Below are 17,801 nucleotides of genomic sequence, written 5' to 3'. Positions count from 1 at the left end.
CTCTCCACTTCTGTTCGCATGAGCCTGCCCGTTTCCGGTCATCCTTTCTCCCGCCGTCAGTGGCTTTCCCGCACCGGCGGAGGGGTTGGCTCGGTTGCGCTGGCCTGGCTGCTGAAGCAGGAGGGCCTGCTGGCCACCAGCGAACGTCTGGAGGCCCACCACTACGATCTGGTACCGAAGCGTCCCGTAGCCCAGCCGAAGGCGCGCGCCATGATCTCGATGTTCATGCAGGGCGGGCCGAGCCACATCGACCTCTTCGACCCGAAGCCGGAATTGGACAAGCTGGACGGCAAGAACTTCCCCGGTGAGGTGAAGTATGACGATGCCGCTGGCGCGAGTCGCGAGGTCATGGCCAGCCCGTGGAAGTTCCGCAAGCACGGCCAGTGCGGCATGGAACTCTCCGAACTGCTGCCGCACCTCGCAAATGTGGTGGATGACATCACGCTCATCCGCTCCATGCACACCGGCGTGAACAATCACGGCCAGTCCATCTACGCACTGGAGAATGGACGTGCCACCGGCGGGCGCCCCACGTTGGGAAGCTGGCTCACCTACGGCCTCGGTTCGGAGAATCAGGACCTGCCCGCGTATGTGGCCCTCACGGACCCGCGCGGTGTGCCTGTGCTCGGCGTGGAGAACTGGACCAATGGCTGGCTGCCTTCCCTGTTTCAGGGCACCGTGGTACGCTCCAAGGAACCGCGCATCCTGAATCTCGACGCGCCCATGTCCCTGAAGGGCGAGGCGCAGGATCGTTATCTGAACTTCCTCGGCAAGCTGAATCACCAGCACCTCGCGCAGCGTCCCGGTGAATCGGACCTCGAAGCTCGCATCCAGAGCTTCGAACTCGCCGCACGCATGCAGACCGCAGCGAAGGAGGCTCTGGACATCAGTCAGGAAAGTGAAGCCACCAAGAAACTCTACGGCCTGGATGATCCCGTCACACAGGAGTTTGGTGCGCGGTGCCTTATTGCCCGGCGTCTGGTGGAGCGTGGCGTGCGTTTCGTGAGCGTGTTCACGGGGAACCAGACTTGGGACCATCATCAGAGCATCATGAGCGGCCTGCCCAAAGCCGTCGGTCAGGTGGATAAACCTTCCGCTGCTCTCATCATCGATCTCAAGGCACGTGGCTTGCTCGACAGCACCGTGGTTCACTGGGGTGGTGAGATGGGTCGCCTTCCCGTGATTCAAAACCGGGCCGGCAGCAGCGGTCGTGCCTCTGTAGGCCGTGACCACAACACCTATGGCTTCAGTCAGTGGGTCGCCGGCGGCGGCTTCCGCGGGGGGTATGTGCACGGTGCCACGGACGAGTTCGGCCACAAAGCGGTGGAGAACATCGTCAACCACTACGACTGGCACGCCACCTTGTTCGAGCTCTTTGGCCTCGATCCGAAGAAGCTCACCTACAAGCGCAACGGCACCGATCAGGTGCTGATCGAGAATCCCGAAGCACGCGTGGTGAGGGAGTTGCTGGTGTAGCAGTCGCCAAGCGCATCAGTTGAAACGCAAAGCAGCAAAGCAACGAAGAGGAGGGCCAGTTCATTCAATCTCCATCCTTTGCTGCTTCGCTGCTTTGCGTTTTACATCATCTCCGCTGAGGTCATTCCACCTTCAGCACCCCGTTCATCACCACCCAGTGCCCTGGGAACGTGCAGAGGTATAGATACTCTCCCTTCTCCATCGGCGCGGTGAGGTGAATGGTGAACTGCTTCTGCGGCATCACCATGTCCGTGTACGCAATCACATCGCCTGACTCCGGCACGTAGTGCTTCGCGGGACCTTCGGGATCGGTGATGAGTTTGTTGCTCAAGTCACCAATCGCCTGGAGCTTGCCGGGCTTGATAAGCACTACGTTGTGCGGCACCACATCGGGATTGTTGAGTGTAAGTGAAATCCTCTCACCCACTTTCACCGTCAGCGTCTTCTGCGCAAACTGCAAACCCAGTGCCGCATCAAGCTGAACAGCACGCCCCTTCTCACCCTCGGCCCAAGGATTGGGCTTCGCAGGCGGGAACGCAAACCCGGCATCCGTCGGCGGCGCGGCCGTGGTGGCTTTCGCGAGCAGCGGCTTGGCATTCGGGAAGTCCGTGAAGGGTTTGCCGAGACGATGGATGGTAGCAAACAGATCATGCGTCTCGTCCTTCGCAGTAGCGATGTGCAGGTGCACCTGATTCGCCACGGGCAGCTCGGGCACTTCCAGAAATACCGTTTTCCCATCGGGCATCACCCGCGTGGAGGTGATTTCCAACACGTCATGTCCCGCCACCTTGGGATGCTTCACACTCCATTCCTGGGAACCATAGGCGCCGGAGTAGAGATAGTTCCAAGCCTGCACGAAGTGCTGCTTCACATTCGCAGCGGTGGCCTTGTCCAAAGGCTGGTTGAAAGTGACCATCACGCCATTCTGCCGCGCCTCCCACTTCACAGGGAAGTTGCTCTGCGGCGTACTCTTGTCACCGGTGAAGCGCACCCGCTGCAGGTGGCCATCTTTCGGGCCGTAGCAACCCCAACCATACATGCCGCTTACATAGAGCTGGCCATCCTTGGGATGAAAGCGTCCGCGTTGTGCTCCGGAAAGGAAGTCGGCGGGAAGCTGCCATGCCAATCCCTGCGGAATGCCCGCGCTCGTATCGCGCAGCACCGCGAAGCCCGTACACGCACCGCAGGAGAAGTGCAGCATGGTCTCCTCGGGCAGTCCAAAGCGTGTGCCCTCCACAAAGGCCTGGCCTCCGCTGCTGTTGTCCACCCCACGCGGCAGATAGATAACAGGCTGCTCCGTGGTGACCCCCGGCTTCGGCCCGCCGAACCCGTAGTAGCTGCCGGTCTTGATCTCACTCACGGCGGAGGTCGGTGTCCAATCCCCCTCCTGCACACTCGTGGTGATGATGCCGGACTTGGAAAGACCGAGTCCGTTCGGATTGCGGAACCCCGTCGCGAGCACCTCCACGGCTGACCCCGGCTTCACCCGGCACACCCCTTCATTGCCTGAGGCAAAATAGAAACGCCCTTCTGTATCGCGTTGCAGCCCCGTGATGTAGTCATGGCCCGACGGCGAGGTGATCATCGCATTCGTCACACACTCGTATTGATCGGCCTCGTCATCGCCATTGAGATCCACCAGGCGCGTAATCTGATCGCGACCGAGGACGTGAATCTTGTCCTCCACAATCAGCAAGCCCTGCGGTTGATGCAATCCCGTGGCGAAGCGTTTCCACTTCAGGTTTGCCAGCTTGTCGTCAATGCCCTTCACGATCCAGACTTCACCTGTCATCGTGCACACCGCGCCGTCGCCATTGGAGAAGAAATCGTGATCGCCAATGAAGAAGAGTGTGCCGAAGGGATTGTCCTCAGGCAGCGTCAACGTATCCAACGCGAATGACGCGTCCTTGCCCACTTCGCCCTTGGTCGTGATGACCTGCGGCCATTGCGCGGTTCCACCCTTAATCAAGTCACGCCAGGGATGCCCGCTGGCCGGTGCTTTCAGTCGCACGAACTTCCCGTTCTCCACCCACGCCGCATCAAGCATCTCCACGCCACCGAGTTGATACGCGAAGATCGTCTTCTTCCCGTTCCGATAGAAACCGTGATACTTGAACGGTTCCTTCGGCTTCACGCCGGCTTCCTTCGTCGCCACCGTACCATCCATCTTCAACCCGGCCATGAAGCCATGGCGCACATCGGAAAGTGAGATGAATCCACCCTGCCACACCACAGGGAAGCTCAGTGTCTCCGGATCAAAGCAGGCCGACATCTCACCCTTGTCCCCTAGGCGAACACACACGGCCTTCGGGATGGTGAGCCCTGCACCTTTGAAAACGCCGCTCAAGAGATCGCCCAGATCCGACTGTGACCAGCGCGCGTCACGCCACGTGTCATCACTCTGGTTTCCCCAGTGTCCCAGCGTGCCACCATCCAGCCCGGGATAGGGCGGCGTCACCGCAGGCAGCTTGTCCGCCCCTTTGAATTGCAACGCCTCCTTCGCGTAGAAGTCGTAGATGCGATCACGATTGACATGCTCCTTGTGATTTGGCCACAGCTCGGGCTGCAGCGGTTCTTTCCTGTACTCGAAAAGCGCCGCACTCACCGCGCCCGCTCCACCACTCGCTTCTTTGAGCGTGGCTTCCTTGTCATCGAAATGCCACAGGGCCAGCGTGGAGTCGGAAATGACCAGCGGCTCACCACGACCCACCGGATTGGAGTTGCCTCGCGAGATACGCACTTCATCAATGATGACATCGCATCCGAGTCCGCCTTCCACGAGACGCCCCACGGCGAAGCTCTCCGGCGGTGCATCAGCGGCGACTTCCTTCACCGGCTCATCCAACACCACTTTCTTGTCCACCGTGATGCGCACCCGATCCTTCTCCAAAATCGCGGAGATGCGGTGCCACTCTCCGTCACACACATTCAGCTTGGACTTGTACTCTCCGCCGCGCTTCGGCATGAACACACTCACGAAGCCGCTCCCGCTATAAGTGTACAGCTCCCAGTGTTGCGGTGACGATTTGGGTCCATTCGCCAGCAGGATATTGAAGCCGCTCTTACCATCGAGTTTCGCCAGGCACTCCACCGTGATGGGAAAGTTCTGGTAGTCCGCCTTCCCGGGAAAGACGATGCCTCCCTTCACCGCGGTGCCCAGCGCCTCACTCTTGGAAGGCACAAAGCTGGGCATGGATGACGCCGTCGTTTTGGGGGAAGCAGCCTTCGGCGTGAGTTCCGGCCATGTGCGTGTCTTGGGCTTGGGCCCGGGCGCCTTGCCATCGAGTTGCTTCACCAGCCACGCGAGGCCATCGAGGTTGTCCATCAGGCGCGCTTCGGCATCCGCACCGGTATGATTCAGGATGCCAATGGGACCGGAATAACCACTGTCCCTGATGTCCTTGATCAACTTCAAATCCAGATCGCCCTGACCCAGCGGCAGGATCTTCTGTCCCTTCTTGTCCCCATCCACCGTCATGCCATTGAGGTTCAGGCAGACGAGATGGGGCTTCATCTTCTGCAGCAGCTCTGGGAACCGCGTCAGGTGCCCGTGACCATGATGCAGATTGTACACGATGCCCACATTGCTGATGCCCTGTGCCTTCAGTGCCTCGATGATCGCAATCTGATTCTCAGGCTCCCCGAACCACGAGCCATGATTGTACAGCCCCACACGCACCCCGATCTTCGCCGCTGCCTCTGCGATGGGCTTGAGGCGGGCTGCCTCCTGCTTCACCCGCGCGGCTTGTTCCTCAGGCGAGTTCGTCGCCGCACCACCACCCGTGACCCACAGGTCACACTTCGTCATGCCGTGCCGCTTGAGCACCTCCAGGATCAACTTCGCATCGTCGTTCATCGAGGTGGGAAACCACCATCCCGTGAGCGTGATCCCATGCTTCTTCAACGCCTCCATCTCCGCATCAAACGTCGGGATGTGCTCCTTGCGGTAGTCGTAGATGAACTGTCGCAGTCCCAGCTTCTCCAGCATCGCCGCCCGTTCCTCCGGCCCGCGTTGCTTCGCATCAAACGGCACAATGCACCACGCCGCCAGATTCTCCCGGCGGTAAATATCCGGAGTGCCCGACTGTGCCGAGGCCGCAACGGCGAGAATCAGCGTGAGGACGGGAGCACGGAAACGCAAAGGAAGGAAAAGCGACATAGCGGAGGAGGAAAAGAAACGCGGACACGCCGCCACCCTCGCATGAAAGTGCAGCCAGGAATTCTACCGCCCTGAGCAAACCCGTCTTGAAATCGCGCGGCTCCTTTTTGTTCCAGAACGGCGCAATCGCCATGTCGTTTGGTTTAACAGTCGTCAAACACACGCCACATATCCAGCTCACTCATAGCCATTTCGACAGCCATGTCCGAGCCTTTGGGAAAGCAAACGATAGTTCGTTTGGCGCGCCGTAAGATTCGCCGACCGTGACCCCGATGGGCAGATTACCGCTGCACCTTCGCATCCCCGCCCTGCGCCAGCTTCAGCACCTCTGGCAGCGTCGCCATGCTGGTATCCCCCGGCGTGGACATCGCCAGCGCCCCGTGCGCCGCGGCAATGTCGAGCGTGAGCTGGTGCTCCTTGCCCTGCAGCATGCCGTAGATGAGTCCTGCCACAAAACCATCGCCACCACCGATGCGGTCGTAGATGTCGAGGTTCGCATAGTCCCTCGAGCGGTAGAACGCATTGCCCATCCACGCGAGCGAGCCCCAGTCGTTGCGTGAGGCCGTGTGCACCCGGCGCAGGGTGGCAGCAGCTACCTTGATATTGGGATAGCGCTCACGCATCTGCTTGATGCCTTCCATCAGCGCGGCTGACTGCGCGGCGAAGATGTCCTGTGGATCGTCATTGCCGCTGATGGCCGCAGGTTCGTTGTCCGTGAGCACGCCGAAAATGACGTCGATGTACGGCGCCAGTTTGTGGTTCAGTGCCTGCGCCGCGGGGAAGCCACCTTTGTCCTGCCAGAGGGAGGGACGGTAGTTCAGGTCATAGCTGACCGTCACTCCGTGGCGTTTCGCTGCCTGGCAGGCTTCGATGGTGAGCTGCGCGGTCGTGTCCGAGAGTCCGGCGAAGATGCCGCCCGTGTGCAGCCATTTGCAGCCGGAGTTTGCGAAAAGGGCATCCCAGTCATAGTCGCCGGGCTTGAGCTGCGATGCCGCGCTGTGACCGCGGTCCACGCATCCCTTGGCTCCGCGAATGCCGAAGCCGCGCTCCGTGAAGTTGATGGGATTGCGCACCTTCCGTCCGATGCCGTCATACGCCACCCACTTCACATGGGTGGTGTCCACACCGCCCTGCAGGATGAGGTCCTCCAGCAGACGGCCGATTTCATTGTCTGCAAACGCCGTCAGCACCCCCGTGCGGAGGCCAAAGCAGCGCCGCAATCCGCGCGCCACATTGTACTCGCCGCCGCCTTCCCAAGCCGTGAACTGGCGCGACGTGCGCACCCTCGACTCGCCTGGATCAAGGCGCAGCAGGACTTCACCAAGGGCGAGGAGATCAAAGGAAGCGGAAGCAGACTGGGACATGGGTCCGCCAGCTAAGCGAGCGACCCGCCGGGTGCAAGCGCTGTGCTTGCAGGGGCTTATTGCTGGCCCACTACCTGAGCAGGAAACTGGGGGAAGAGAGCTGAGACTTCGGACACGGTGGTGGGCGAAACGTAGAAGGAAAGCCGTCCCTTCATATCACATACCCAGACCTCTTTGGCGCCAAAGGCAAAGTACAGCACCACCTTTTCCTGCATTTCTGCTTTGGAATTGGTCGGCGAGTACACCTCTACACAGAGGTCAGGAGCAGCCGTCAGGGTTTCATCTTGGGCATGTGCCTCCTGAAAGGCGTCACTGCCCCAGGCAACGTCAGCAACCTTCACCCCTTCGGTGGTTTGCACTGCCGCCTCGACCAGCAGATATCCTGAGGTGGAGAGCTTGGCGAGGCGAGCATGAATGTCCGATTGCTGACGGCTATGCAGGTGTCGTGCAGGACTCATGACAATCTGGCCGTGCCGATTGGTCTCGATCTTGTATGGCAGATCGGCAAGGGACCGATCTGCGCAGATTTCATCCCAGGTGAGAGCAGGCATGGTGGGTGAAGGGATTCTCCCACCAGCATACGCTACACCTCATAGCTCGGCAACTGCTCCGCCTCGAACTTGGCGAAGCCGCATTCCTCGGCGATCTCGTTCAGTGCGGCAACTTCGGCATCGCTGAAGAGGAGGCCGCCAGCTTTGGCGGTGTGCTTGGCATTGTCTGCTTCGGGCTGGCCGGGGAGCATGCAGTTTTCGTTGCCATGGCCCAGGATGTCCTGCAGCACGGCTTTCACGTTCTCGGCCTGGTTGCGGCCCTTGGCGAAGAGGCCGCTGCCGATCGCATCGGGGTGGATGACCTGGAAGTAGAAGCTGCTCGTGCGCTTCTCGCCGGCGGGCAGGGGCTTGTCCTTGAAATCAGGATGGCCGCCGCCGCCGCGGATGGTGGGCAGGGAGCCGCCGATGAGGGCGCCCATGACTTCGATGAGCAGGGAGAGGCCGTAGCCCTTGTGCGCGCCGAAGGGCAGGAGCCACTGCGCGGCGTGCGGGTCGGTGGTGGGGTTGCCCTCGGCATCCACCGCGGCACCGGGAGGCAGGGGCTTGTTCTCACGGCGGAGCTGCTGCACGCGGCCCATGGCCACGGTGGAGGTGGCCCAGTCGATCACAATCGGGAATCCCGCGGAGTCCGTGGTGGGCAGGCCCCAGGAGTGGGGATTGGTGCCGAGCACGGGGAACTTGCCGCCGAAGGGCACCACTTCACCGAGGGTGCTGGTGCAGTTCGTGTAGGCGATGTAGCCCTTCTTCGCGGCTTCCATCACATAGCCACCGCCCCAGAGGTAGTGAAAGGCATTGTCCACGCTCACCTGGCCGATGCCGTACTGGTCGGCCAGTTCCATGCAGCGCTCCATGGCGCGGAAGGCGACGGACTGCCCCAGCTTGAGCTGCGCGTCCCAGACTTCGCTCGCGGCGAACTTCTTCTCGATGACCTTGATCTCCGCACCCGGCTTGCACCCCCCCACGGCGCTGCCGAAGAGGTGGTCCAGGTGCAGCGCCTTGATGGCGTTGTGCGTGCGGATGCCGTGCGTGGCCGCCATCTCGCAAAAGCGCGCGCCGTCCTCCGCCTCAGCAGCCGTGTAGCCGCGGTGCTGGTAGGCCTTGCGGACGAGTTCGTTGTGGGCGGCGGCGGGAAGGATGCGGTAGGTGGGCATGATCGGTGCGACGGGTAAGCGGTACGACAGTGGGGTCGGGATGAAAAACGACGATTGGGGGTGTGGCAATGGGAAAACTGCCACGCTCAATGCTCTGCAGGCCGCGCAGATCCGTCGCCAGTGTCGCGGTCAGCAGTTCAGCGGCCCGGATTATTCAAAAACGCGGTGCTGCCCGTCGCCTCCGTCCAGCCTGTATCCAGCACAGGAGATTCGTCAGACTGATAGGAGGCGGCATAAGCCACGATTTCGCCGCCGGAGGTTTCGACCCACCAGGTCCATGTTCCATTCGCAAAGGTTTTGGAAGCCTTGTACAGCTCATACTGCCGGGGACGGAGCAAGATACCCGGTCGCGTGGTCCTTTGTCCGTCCAAGCTCATCGCCGCCAGGATGTCGGCAAGTCCCTCTCCCTGAAGTCCCAATTTCAGACTGATGATTTCCGGTGGAGAATCGGGCCGTTGGCGCCTGTGCAAGGGAACATGGGCCCGGAGCAGTCTTGCTCCCACCAGAAGGGCAACAATGTAGACTCCGCAGGTGAGCAGAAAAGGTCCGAGCTGCCGCTGCATCAAAATGAAATACCACCCGAGCACAGCTGCCAGCATGGTCATTACGATGCCGATGGCGGAATGAAGCTGCCTTCTTGTCATGGTGCGACGTTTGCGGTGCGGGCCATGCAGCCCGGTTGAGCTCCGCTATCGCGAAAAGACCCAGTCGCATGGCTGGGCAGATTCTACCACTGGCCCGCCTGAAGCCCATCCTTTTATCCCTTGAACCAGGAAATGCGACAATGCCCTGCTCAGAACACGTCATGTGGCGAGAGCATCGTCCAGCATCCGCTGGGCGACCCCTTGCGCAGGTGGTGGCAGCGGGTGTTGCTTCTGCAGGAGCTCCATCTTCTCACGAAAATCCGGCAGGATGTTCCGGTGCACCTTTTTCATCGTAAGCAGCGTCTGCGCGAGAAGGATGCGTATTGGGATGTTTTCGGGACAGGCCACACTGAGCTGGATGTTCCCATCAATGATTTCGTGCTCACCACTGAGGAAGTGCGCCTGGGTGGTTTCCATGGCCGCGCATCGCACCGCCAGCATTTGCTCCAGTCGCAGGAGATAGTTGGCAAAGAAATCACCCTCGGGAAGCTGGTAGGCGGTGGCGGACACATTTCGCCGCGTCACTTCCGCCACTTCTTCGAGCAAGGCCATCAGCCGGTTTGCCAGATGTGGCAGGCTGTCCTGGGGCGTGGCTGGCATCAGATTACAGCTCAGTTGACCAAGGCATTTCGCATCAATGGTACGAACCAGCCGCAACTCGACGACGTAGGGCTCACTCTGGGCCTGCAGATGAGTGATGACGACATAGTCGGCCAGGGGTTCATCGCGGCGGGCAGAGTTTGCCGCATCTCCGTCACTCCAGCACGCACCCGAGACCACAAAGGCACCAGTGGGTTCTACAATCCAAGGAACAAGGGTGCGAGTGCCTGAGAGTGTTCCAAACCCGATGTATTCGGAGAGAAACAGTGGTAGGGCCCGACTCAGGCGGCCTGGCATGTCAGGCATCTGGGCTTCTATTCTTTTGGAGTTCGTGGCCTGCTCGGCGCTGCTGCCCATGAACGCGATAACCATGCCGTCTGCATCCGGTCGCTCGGGAAAAAGCTCCGAGGCGGGTGAGTCCTGCTTGAGCCACACAGGTCCCTCAATGGAGAGCATGGCGAACTTGAACTCCGGGACAGGGGTCTGCGGGACCGTGGCCAGGCGGGCCTTGGCAATTTCGGTGTCCCAGTAGCTCAGGTGTTGCTGCCAGTCGTGACGCTTTTGGGAGTAGAGGAGGTCCAGGAGCTGTTTGGCCTGTTCTAACTGTCCAAGGTCGAGGCAGGCTTTGATGAGATTGTTGCCCACGGTGAGGCCATGGATCTCTGCTTTGAAGTGAGGTACGGTCACGTGGAGCAGTTCTGGCAGGTGACCGTGATTCCCGAGATCACCGCTCATTTGCATCAGCAGATCCGTCGGCACCGGATTTGTTGCGTGGGAAAGGGCGTCCGAATAATGCGCCAACGCCTCATCCAAGGCTCGCGAGGCGAGGGCGGTGCGGGCCAGCCAAAGTTGTGCACGCCAACTGCCGGGCAGCTTGGACATTCGGCGCGTCGCATCCTGCACCGCCTCCTCGCCATCACGTTTCCGGAAGATCGCGAGATACCACCCAAAACTGCTGTCCAGGTTGGGGTCCAACTCCAGAGAGTGCCAAAGCAGTTCCTCAGCCCGCTTCCCTTCGCCGCGCTTCGAGTGCAACCTGGCCAGGTTGGTGAGGATGACGGGTTCCTCTCCGTGTTTTTCAAGATACCTCCGGAACACCGTCTCAGCTTCCTGGAGCCGTCCTTCCTCCATGAGAACCACCCCCCAGATGCATGTCCCACGCGAGTGGATGGGGTCGATTTCAAACAGGTGCTTCGCGGCGTCGACGACTTTGGAGCCGAGCTCGTCGTTCAGCGCAGCGAGAAGCAGGTCGTACAGCTCGTCCGGCTTGTTCCAGGCCTGACGGATATTGGGAAGCAGGACCTTGTCGCACCACTCGGACTTTGGAATGAGCATCTCACGTCCGTATCCATCGTGGACACGGATCATGTTTGGATCCCTGGCAGGATCGGCAGGTGGAGAAGGAGCCGGAGCGGACGCTGCCGGCTTTTTTCCAAACAGCTTCTTGAAGAAACTCATGCGGATTGCGGCTGCCCCTGCCTATTCCACTTACCACTTGTTCGCCTGAATCACGTCCTTCTCACCCTTGAGCCAGTTCACGAGGTTCAGGGTGGAGCGCATGGCCTGGCGGGGGACGCTTTCGTAGGTGCGGGAGCCGATGTGCGGAGTGATGAGCGCCTTGGGGTGCTTCAGCAGGGGGTGGTCGGCGGGTGGCGGCTCTTCATCGAGCACGTCCGTGCCGTAGCCGCCCACGGTGCCGGCATCGAGTGCGGCAATCATGTCGGGCATGTGCACCAGCTCGGCGCGTGAGGTATTGATGACCAGCAGATCCTTGCGGCAGAGCTTGATGCGCTCGGCATTCACGAGGTGGCGGGTGGAGTCGCTGAGGTTCGCGTGCAGGCTCAGGACATCGATTTCCGGCAGCATGGTCTCAATCTTCTCATGCCGGGTGACGCCGTTCTCCGTGGCGAAGGCTTCGGGCCAGTAGGGGTCCAGCGCGTGCACCTTCATGCCGAAGGCGAGGGCGCGCTTCGCGACTTCCTGGCCGATGCGACCCAAGCCCACGATCCCCATGGACTTATTCCAGATTTCGTGACCGGTAACGCGCTTCCACTGGCCATTGCGCACGGCATTGGCGGAGTCCACGAGGTTGCGCACCAGGGCCAGCAACAGGCAGAAGGTGTGCTCGGCCACGGTGGTGTGGTTCACGCCGGGGGTGAAGAGCACGGGCAGCTTGCGCGCGGTGCACTCGGTGACGTCAATCTTGTCCAGGCCGATGCCGTACTTGCTGATGACGCGGAGGCGGGGCAGGGCCTTGTCCAGCACGCGCTTGGTGATCTCGTCGTCGCCACAGAGGAAGGCATCGAAGTCGCCCGCCAGCTCCAGCATGCGGCTCTCCGGCAGGGGGCCGCGCTCGCGATGGATGTCAAAACCCTGCGCCTCCAGCAGGGCGTGGTGCTCGCCGGGGGTGTCCTGATAGGAGGTCGTGCTGAGGAGGATGCGGGTGCGGGACATGGGAGAGGGCAGATGCAGGGCTGGCTGGTGGTCTTCCAGCAAGACCGGCCAGATGGGGCGGATGCGCTTGGCAGCCCCGCTCAGACCGTGCTAGAAGGGGTGGCATGATGGAAGACAATGAAGACCTGGGCAAGGAAAACGACGAAGACGAACTCGAGCTCGATACCGACCTGCATGATGACGACGGGGACGAGGGCGAGGAGTCTTCGGACGGCAGCCCGGCCGTGGAGCGGAACCTTGGCACCCAGCCGATTGACGCCGTGATGGAAAAGCACGGCCTTAAGAATCACGACGTGATGCAGATGAACCGCGGTGGGCTCACCCACAAGATTGTGCAGAAGGCGCGCAAGGGCCGCCGGATCAAGCCGAACATGAAGGTGCGTGTAACCGAGGCGCTCAATGCCGTGCTGAAGCAGAAGGGCATCGAGGAGAAGTACGGCGTGGGGCAGTTGTTTAATTATTGAGCATTTGCCGGAGAAGGAGGTTGGACTTTCCAGTCCGACAGTGGACGCTGGGTCTTCTGACCCGACTGCTGTTTGTTTAGCGAAAGGACCGTCGGGCCGGAAGGCCCAACGTCCGCAGTCAGGCCAGAAGGCCTAACCTCCGTCGCTGAGCCAGCCACGCGATGGGGCGCATTTGAGCGTCTTTGCCTCCTCTGCATCGAGGTGCACCAACTCTGTTGGCTTCGCGTCACCATGACGGCCACCTGACGTTCCTGCTCCTCTGCGTCCTTGGCTGCTTTGCCCCTTTGCGGTTAACCAGAGTCGTCCCTTCTGCGTAAAGAGCGAGGTCTGCGTGCTGCGCCGTCAGGCCGGAGGCCCAACGTCCGCTGTCAGGCGAGGACGCCTAACCTCCTAGGTGATGCGATAGTGCTCGCGGTAGGCGCGTGGTGTGCGGCCGGTGTGCTTGCGGAACTCGTGGCTGAAGTGGCTCTGATCTGCGAAACCGCACTCAAGGGCAACTTCGGCGAGAGGCTTGTCCGTGAAGACGAGGGCGCGGCTGGCCATGCGCACGCGTAGCTTCCGGATGTACTGCTGCGGCGGCATGTGGAAGACCTGCAGGAACTTCCGCTCAAAGGCGCGCACGCTCAGTCCGGCGAGCGTGGCGAGTTCGCCATTGGTCAGCGGGCCGTGGTAGCCATCGCGGATGCGCAGCAGCACGTTTTCCAAGCCGTGGCCGCCGCCCAGGGAACGTTCGGCGGATTTGAGCGGGCGTGTGGTACCTGTGGTGCCAATGATGCGCCCTCGCGTGTCCCGCAGTGGCAGCTTGTGCGTCACGTTCCAGCGTGCAGCCTGGTCGGCGCCTCCCACGAGCTCGATACGGCCTGCGACCTTGTGTCCTTTTAACACGCGTTCATCATCGAGCACAAACTGGTCCGCGAGGAAAGCCGGAGAAAGATCATAGTCCGTCTTCCCCACCGCCTGGGCTGGTTCCTGCAGATCGTAGTTCAGCAGGAAGGCGCGGTTCACATGCAGGTACCGACCGCGGCGGTCCTTGATCCAGAACTGCACCTCATCCAATCCGTCGAAGAGTTCGGCGAATTGCAGCACTGCATGCTGCACCCCCGCCGGGTGCCGTTTGGCAGAGCCGTGCGGAGGCGTCGGTTTCATGGCTATTGCGTGCCGAAGAATCCGCCCAGCTTCCGGATACGGGTGGGGTGGCGCAGCTTGCGCAGGGCCTTGGCTTCGATCTGGCGGATGCGCTCGCGGGTCACATGGAACTGGCGTCCCACTTCCTCCAGCGTGCGACTTGCGCCGTCCACCAGGCCGAAGCGCTGCTCCAGCACCGCGCGCTCGCGCTCGGTGAGGCTATCCAGCACGTCCTTGAGCTTGTCGCGGATAAGGTTCATCGCCGTGACTTCCATGGGACTCACGGTGTTGCTGTCCTCAATGAAGTCGCCGAATTCGGTGTCGCCCTCGCTGTCGCCCACCTTGGTCTGGAGGGACACGGGCTGCTGGCTCATGCGCAGCACGGCATTCACGCGCTCCACAGGCAGGTGGATTTCATCCGCGATTTCGTCCGGGGTCGGGTCGCGACCCAGCTCCTGCACGAGCTGCTTCTGCACGCGCAGCAGCTTGTTGATCGTGTCGATCATGTGCACCGGGATGCGGATCGTGCGCGCCTGGTCCGCGATGCTTCGCGTGATGGCCTGGCGGATCCACCAGGTGGCATAGGTGCTGAACTTGTAGCCGCGCTTGTACTCAAATTTCTCCACCGCGCGCATCAGGCCCATATTCCCCTCCTGGATGAGGTCCAGGAAGCTCAGGCCACGGTTGGTGTACTTCTTCGCGATGGAAATCACGAGGCGCAGGTTGGCCTCCACCATCTCTGTCTTGGCCTTGGTGGACTCCTTGCTGAATTGCAACGCCTCCGCGTAGTACTTGCGGAAGTCCACCGCCGTCACCCATGCCTGCTGCTCGAACTCTTCGAGTGCTCTGTGCACGTCAGGATTATCCGGCGAGCGGGAGGATTCGATTTCAATCTGGTCGAGCTCGGCAAGGCGCAGCTTCAGCACGCCAATGAGGTCTTCATTGGTCTTCTGCTTGAAGTAGAATTTCGTGCAGAGCTTGTTGATGCCCGAGCGGGTCTGCTCAAAGGCGGCCTGTAGATTGGCCTTCTGCTTGGTACTGGCCTTCATCAGGGCCTGGTACTGCTCGTTGGCCTTCACGATGCCCTCGCGCACCTGGTCGCAGACCTGGCGGAGCTTCTTGAAATAGCTGTCGCGATTTTCGATCTGGCGGTCGAGCACCAGCCGGTCGAAACGCTCCGTGCCTCCGGCGAGAGCATCGCCGAGGTGCAGGTATTCACTCGCGATGAAACCGATGTGCTGGAGGCTGTTGTGGAGATTCGCCTCGGCCTTTTCGATGCGCTTGGAGATGCCGATTTCCTGTTCGCGGGTGAGCAGAGGGACCGCGCCCATCTGCTTCAGGTACATGCGTACCGGGTCATCCAGCATGTCGAGCTGGCCTTCCTCGCGTTCTTCCGCGTGGCTTTCGTCATCCTCCGCCACGAGGGCGACGGACTTGTTCTTCACGCGGTCGACCTGGGTGGGCTCGATGACCTGAATCTCGAGATTCTTCAGGCGGACGAGGATCTCATCCATGAGCTCCGCCGTGACGAACCCGTTCGGCAGGGCTTCATTGAGATCGTCGAAAGTCAGATAGTCCTGCTCCTTGGCCAGACGGATGAGGAAGCGCAGCTTCTCCTGGATCTCCGGTCCGTTGATATCGTCATGGTGTGCCGGTGGCGGCTCCGCGGGACGGGCATTCTTTGGGGGACGACCACGACGGCGCTTGCCGTTCACGGCTCCGTTAACATGGGCATGTGCCGGCGCAGCATCCGGCAACGGATGCTTGCGGGGGCGGCCACGGCGTCGTTTGGGTGGTTCGTGGGACACAACCTGGGCGCTCGTGCTCGCGGGATGATCCTGGGGGGCAGCAGGGACACTCATGGAGCTGTCGGGCCTAAAAACTTCTGCAATTGGCTGCGGCGGTCAAGGTATTCTTTCCTTAGGACCAGTTCCCGCTCCTGCAAACGGGCCATTTCCGCGTTCGGAAGACCGGGTTGTTTGATTTCCAGTTGGATCATTTGAATCAGATTATAGAGCCGGAGCACCTCAAGATTCTCCAAGGCGCACTCAGCGGCTTCCTGGCCTCCCTCAGGCATGGGTAGGGAGAGTTGTCTGGTTACTGCCAGCTCCTCTTCACGGGTGACTTGGGACAGGTGAGCGGCCAGCGCCGCGGGATCGGCGAGGTTCGCTGTGGACTTCCACACCAGCGCGAGCAGTTCGCATCCGGCGAGGTTCTGCAGAATTTCCTCGCGGCCTGTGTTTCGCAGCCAGTTGAGGATTCGCTCATCCGAGAGTGCATAGCGAAACAGCAGGATGGCATTCCTGTCTTGCGGCGGCAGGGTGGGCTGGGGAGCGACGGGTGCCGCCGCGCCGTTGCTTGGGGCGGAGCTTGGCTTTTGCGCCCGGGCAATCTGCCGGCGGAATTCGTCCTCAGGCATGTTCAACCGGCGTGCGATGTTTTGCACGGCGGCGTCGCGCACGATGTTGTTGTCGACCAGGAGGATCATGGATGCCATTTCGCCGGCGAAGCGGCTGCGCTCACGCACCTCGCTGAGATTCCGGTTCGCGGAAGCGGAATCCAGCATGTAGTCAAAGAACTCACGCGCCCGCCCGATATATTCCTGAAACACTTCCACACCCTGGCCGCGGATGAGTGAGTCCGGGTCTTCACCTTGGGGCAGGGGGGCGACTTTTACAGAAAGGCCCGTGGGCGAGAGGATGGTGAAGGCCCGCACAGCGGCTTTGTATCCCGCCGTGTCCGAGTCGAAGCAAAGCACCACTTCCGCGGCGAGCTGCTTCAGTTTCTTTGCGTGGAACTCGGTGAAGGCGGTGCCCAGGGGGGCCACCACATTTTCCACACCATTCGCAAAGGCGGTAATCATGTCCAGCTGGCCTTCGGTGACGATGGCACGATCCGCCTTGCTGATGGCGCGCTTGGATTTGTCCAGGCCAAAAAGGACGCGGCTCTTGCTGAAGATGGGAGTCTCGGGTGAGTTGAGATACTTTGCGGCCTTGGCCTCCTTGTCGAGCACGCGTCCACTGAAGGCGATGCACTCGCCAAATTCATTCCGGATGGGGAACATGAGGCGGTGGCGGAAACGGGGGTACGTGTCGCGTCGGCCGGAATCTTCGTCGGGTCGGGCGAGCAGTCCGGAAGTCACCAGGAGGTTCTCGGTGAATTTGCGTTCCAGCGCCCACTCACGCAGCATGTCGCCATAGGGTGGGGCATAGCCCATCTGCCAGTCCTTGGCCGTTTGCGGACTGATGCCGCGGGACTTCAGGTAGGCGCGGGCATCCTCGGCCACCTTGTGCCGCATGAGCAGCAGGTGGAACCACTCCACCGCCTCCTCGTGCACTTTGAGAAGGGCCTTGCGCACCTTGGCTTCGCGCTCGGCGTTGGCATCGTAGACTTCCTCCTGGATGCGGATGCCTGCCTGCTCCGCCAGCCGCTTCACTGCCTCCACAAACGTGATGCTGGAGTGCTCCATGAGGAAGCGGACGGCATTCCCCCCGGCTCCGCAGCCAAAGCAGTGGTAGGTTCGTTGCGCCGGCCGCACGTTGAAGGACGGCGTCTTCTCCTGGTGAAAAGGGCACAGGCCCACGAAGTTCACCCCGGCCCGCCGCAGCTTCACGTGCCGCCCGATGAGGTCCACGATGTCCGTGGCCTCCAGCACTTCTTGGATGGTTTCTTCGGGGATGCGGGGCATGGGTGGTGGCCGGAACCGGTAAATGTGGCGGGTCTGTCAAGGGGCGCAAGTAGATGGCATTCCATGGGAATCCTTGGGGTCAACGGCGGGAGCTCCCGGGTCCCGGATGCACAGCGGGGAACGGA

At 61.2% G+C, this 17,801-nt stretch carries 12 protein-coding genes; 2 read left to right on the top strand and 10 right to left on the bottom strand.

Going from position 1 to position 17,801, the window contains the following annotated elements:
* Nucleotides 1–18 precede the first annotated feature (18 nt).
* Complete coding sequence (locus DES53_RS18555; protein WP_113959782.1) at nt 19–1,476, top strand: DUF1501 domain-containing protein; 1,458 nt, start codon at nt 19–21, stop codon at nt 1,474–1,476.
* A gap of 121 nt (nt 1,477–1,597) precedes the next feature.
* On the opposite strand, the gene DES53_RS18550 is transcribed toward DES53_RS18555, so the two are convergent.
* From DES53_RS18550 to DES53_RS18520, 7 genes are all read right to left on the bottom strand, one after another.
* Entirely contained in the window at nt 1,598–5,635 is a 4,038-nt protein-coding gene (locus tag DES53_RS18550; RefSeq protein ID WP_113959781.1) for a DUF6797 domain-containing protein, read from the bottom strand.
* 281 nt (nt 5,636–5,916) lie between these two features.
* Nucleotides 5,917–6,999, bottom strand: coding sequence for a sugar kinase (locus DES53_RS18545; protein WP_113959780.1), 1,083 nt, complete (start codon nt 6,997–6,999; stop codon nt 5,917–5,919).
* Nucleotides 7,000–7,055: 56 nt separating this feature from the next.
* On the bottom strand, nt 7,056–7,550 hold the full coding sequence (locus tag DES53_RS18540; protein ID WP_113959779.1) for a Uma2 family endonuclease: 495 nt from the start codon (nt 7,548–7,550) through the stop codon (nt 7,056–7,058).
* 32 nt (nt 7,551–7,582) lie between these two features.
* Nucleotides 7,583–8,701 (bottom strand): Ldh family oxidoreductase, encoded by a 1,119-nt coding sequence (locus DES53_RS18535; RefSeq protein WP_113959778.1) that lies wholly within the window; start codon nt 8,699–8,701, stop codon nt 7,583–7,585.
* A 137-nt stretch (nt 8,702–8,838) separates the two neighbouring features.
* On the bottom strand, nt 8,839–9,345 hold the full coding sequence (locus tag DES53_RS33065; protein WP_170157210.1) for a hypothetical protein: 507 nt from the start codon (nt 9,343–9,345) through the stop codon (nt 8,839–8,841).
* Nucleotides 9,346–9,504: 159 nt separating this feature from the next.
* Nucleotides 9,505–11,313 carry a tetratricopeptide repeat protein gene (locus DES53_RS18525; protein ID WP_170157209.1) on the bottom strand — a complete coding sequence of 603 codons (1,809 nt, stop codon included), beginning with the start codon at nt 11,311–11,313 and terminating at the stop codon, nt 9,505–9,507.
* A gap of 120 nt (nt 11,314–11,433) precedes the next feature.
* The gene (locus DES53_RS18520; protein WP_113959775.1) at nt 11,434–12,399 is read right to left on the bottom strand and encodes a phosphoglycerate dehydrogenase; all 966 of its coding nucleotides are present in this window, start codon (nt 12,397–12,399) and stop codon (nt 11,434–11,436) included.
* 104 nt (nt 12,400–12,503) lie between these two features.
* On the opposite strand from DES53_RS18520, the gene DES53_RS18515 reads away from it, so the two are divergent.
* Nucleotides 12,504–12,863 (top strand): hypothetical protein, encoded by a 360-nt coding sequence (locus tag DES53_RS18515; RefSeq protein ID WP_113959774.1) that lies wholly within the window; start codon nt 12,504–12,506, stop codon nt 12,861–12,863.
* Nucleotides 12,864–13,253: 390 nt separating this feature from the next.
* Here the strand turns inward: DES53_RS18515 and DES53_RS18510 are convergent, their stop codons facing one another.
* Genes DES53_RS18510 through dnaG form a run of 3 tightly spaced genes read right to left on the bottom strand, consistent with a single transcriptional unit; the run spans nt 13,254 to nt 17,676 of the window.
* On the bottom strand, nt 13,254–14,009 hold the full coding sequence (locus DES53_RS18510; protein ID WP_113959773.1) for an AraC family transcriptional regulator: 756 nt from the start codon (nt 14,007–14,009) through the stop codon (nt 13,254–13,256).
* A gap of 2 nt (nt 14,010–14,011) precedes the next feature.
* On the bottom strand, nt 14,012–15,850 hold the full coding sequence (rpoD, locus tag DES53_RS33940; protein ID WP_113959772.1) for an RNA polymerase sigma factor RpoD: 1,839 nt from the start codon (nt 15,848–15,850) through the stop codon (nt 14,012–14,014).
* On the bottom strand, nt 15,847–17,676 hold the full coding sequence (gene dnaG, locus DES53_RS18500; protein ID WP_113959771.1) for a DNA primase: 1,830 nt from the start codon (nt 17,674–17,676) through the stop codon (nt 15,847–15,849). Before dnaG ends, rpoD begins: the two co-directional genes overlap by 4 nt.
* Nucleotides 17,677–17,801 lie beyond the last annotated feature (125 nt).

Origin of the sequence: Roseimicrobium gellanilyticum (assembly GCF_003315205.1) — a bacterium.
Lineage (GTDB): Bacteria > Verrucomicrobiota > Verrucomicrobiia > Verrucomicrobiales > Verrucomicrobiaceae > Roseimicrobium > Roseimicrobium gellanilyticum.
The sequence above is the reverse complement of the archived record's forward strand: the minus strand, read 5'-3'. Positions and strand labels throughout refer to the sequence as shown.

Excerpts from the sequence above, each read along its gene's own strand:
- DES53_RS18555 (WP_113959782.1), top strand. The coding sequence starts at position 19 with ATGAGCCTGCCCGTTTCCGGTCATCCTTTCTCCCGCCGTCAGTGGCTT.
- DES53_RS18550 (WP_113959781.1), bottom strand. The coding sequence starts at position 5,635 with ATGTCGCTTTTCCTTCCTTTGCGTTTCCGTGCTCCCGTCCTCACGCTG.
- DES53_RS18545 (WP_113959780.1), bottom strand. The coding sequence starts at position 6,999 with ATGTCCCAGTCTGCTTCCGCTTCCTTTGATCTCCTCGCCCTTGGTGAA.
- DES53_RS18540 (WP_113959779.1), bottom strand. The coding sequence starts at position 7,550 with ATGCCTGCTCTCACCTGGGATGAAATCTGCGCAGATCGGTCCCTTGCC.
- DES53_RS18535 (WP_113959778.1), bottom strand. The coding sequence starts at position 8,701 with ATGCCCACCTACCGCATCCTTCCCGCCGCCGCCCACAACGAACTCGTC.
- DES53_RS33065 (WP_170157210.1), bottom strand. The coding sequence starts at position 9,345 with ATGACAAGAAGGCAGCTTCATTCCGCCATCGGCATCGTAATGACCATG.
- DES53_RS18525 (WP_170157209.1), bottom strand. The coding sequence starts at position 11,313 with ATGATCCGTGTCCACGATGGATACGGACGTGAGATGCTCATTCCAAAG.
- DES53_RS18520 (WP_113959775.1), bottom strand. The coding sequence starts at position 12,399 with ATGTCCCGCACCCGCATCCTCCTCAGCACGACCTCCTATCAGGACACC.
- DES53_RS18515 (WP_113959774.1), top strand. The coding sequence starts at position 12,504 with ATGATGGAAGACAATGAAGACCTGGGCAAGGAAAACGACGAAGACGAA.
- DES53_RS18510 (WP_113959773.1), bottom strand. The coding sequence starts at position 14,009 with ATGAAACCGACGCCTCCGCACGGCTCTGCCAAACGGCACCCGGCGGGG.
- rpoD (WP_113959772.1), bottom strand. The coding sequence starts at position 15,850 with ATGAGTGTCCCTGCTGCCCCCCAGGATCATCCCGCGAGCACGAGCGCC.
- dnaG (WP_113959771.1), bottom strand. The coding sequence starts at position 17,676 with ATGCCCCGCATCCCCGAAGAAACCATCCAAGAAGTGCTGGAGGCCACG.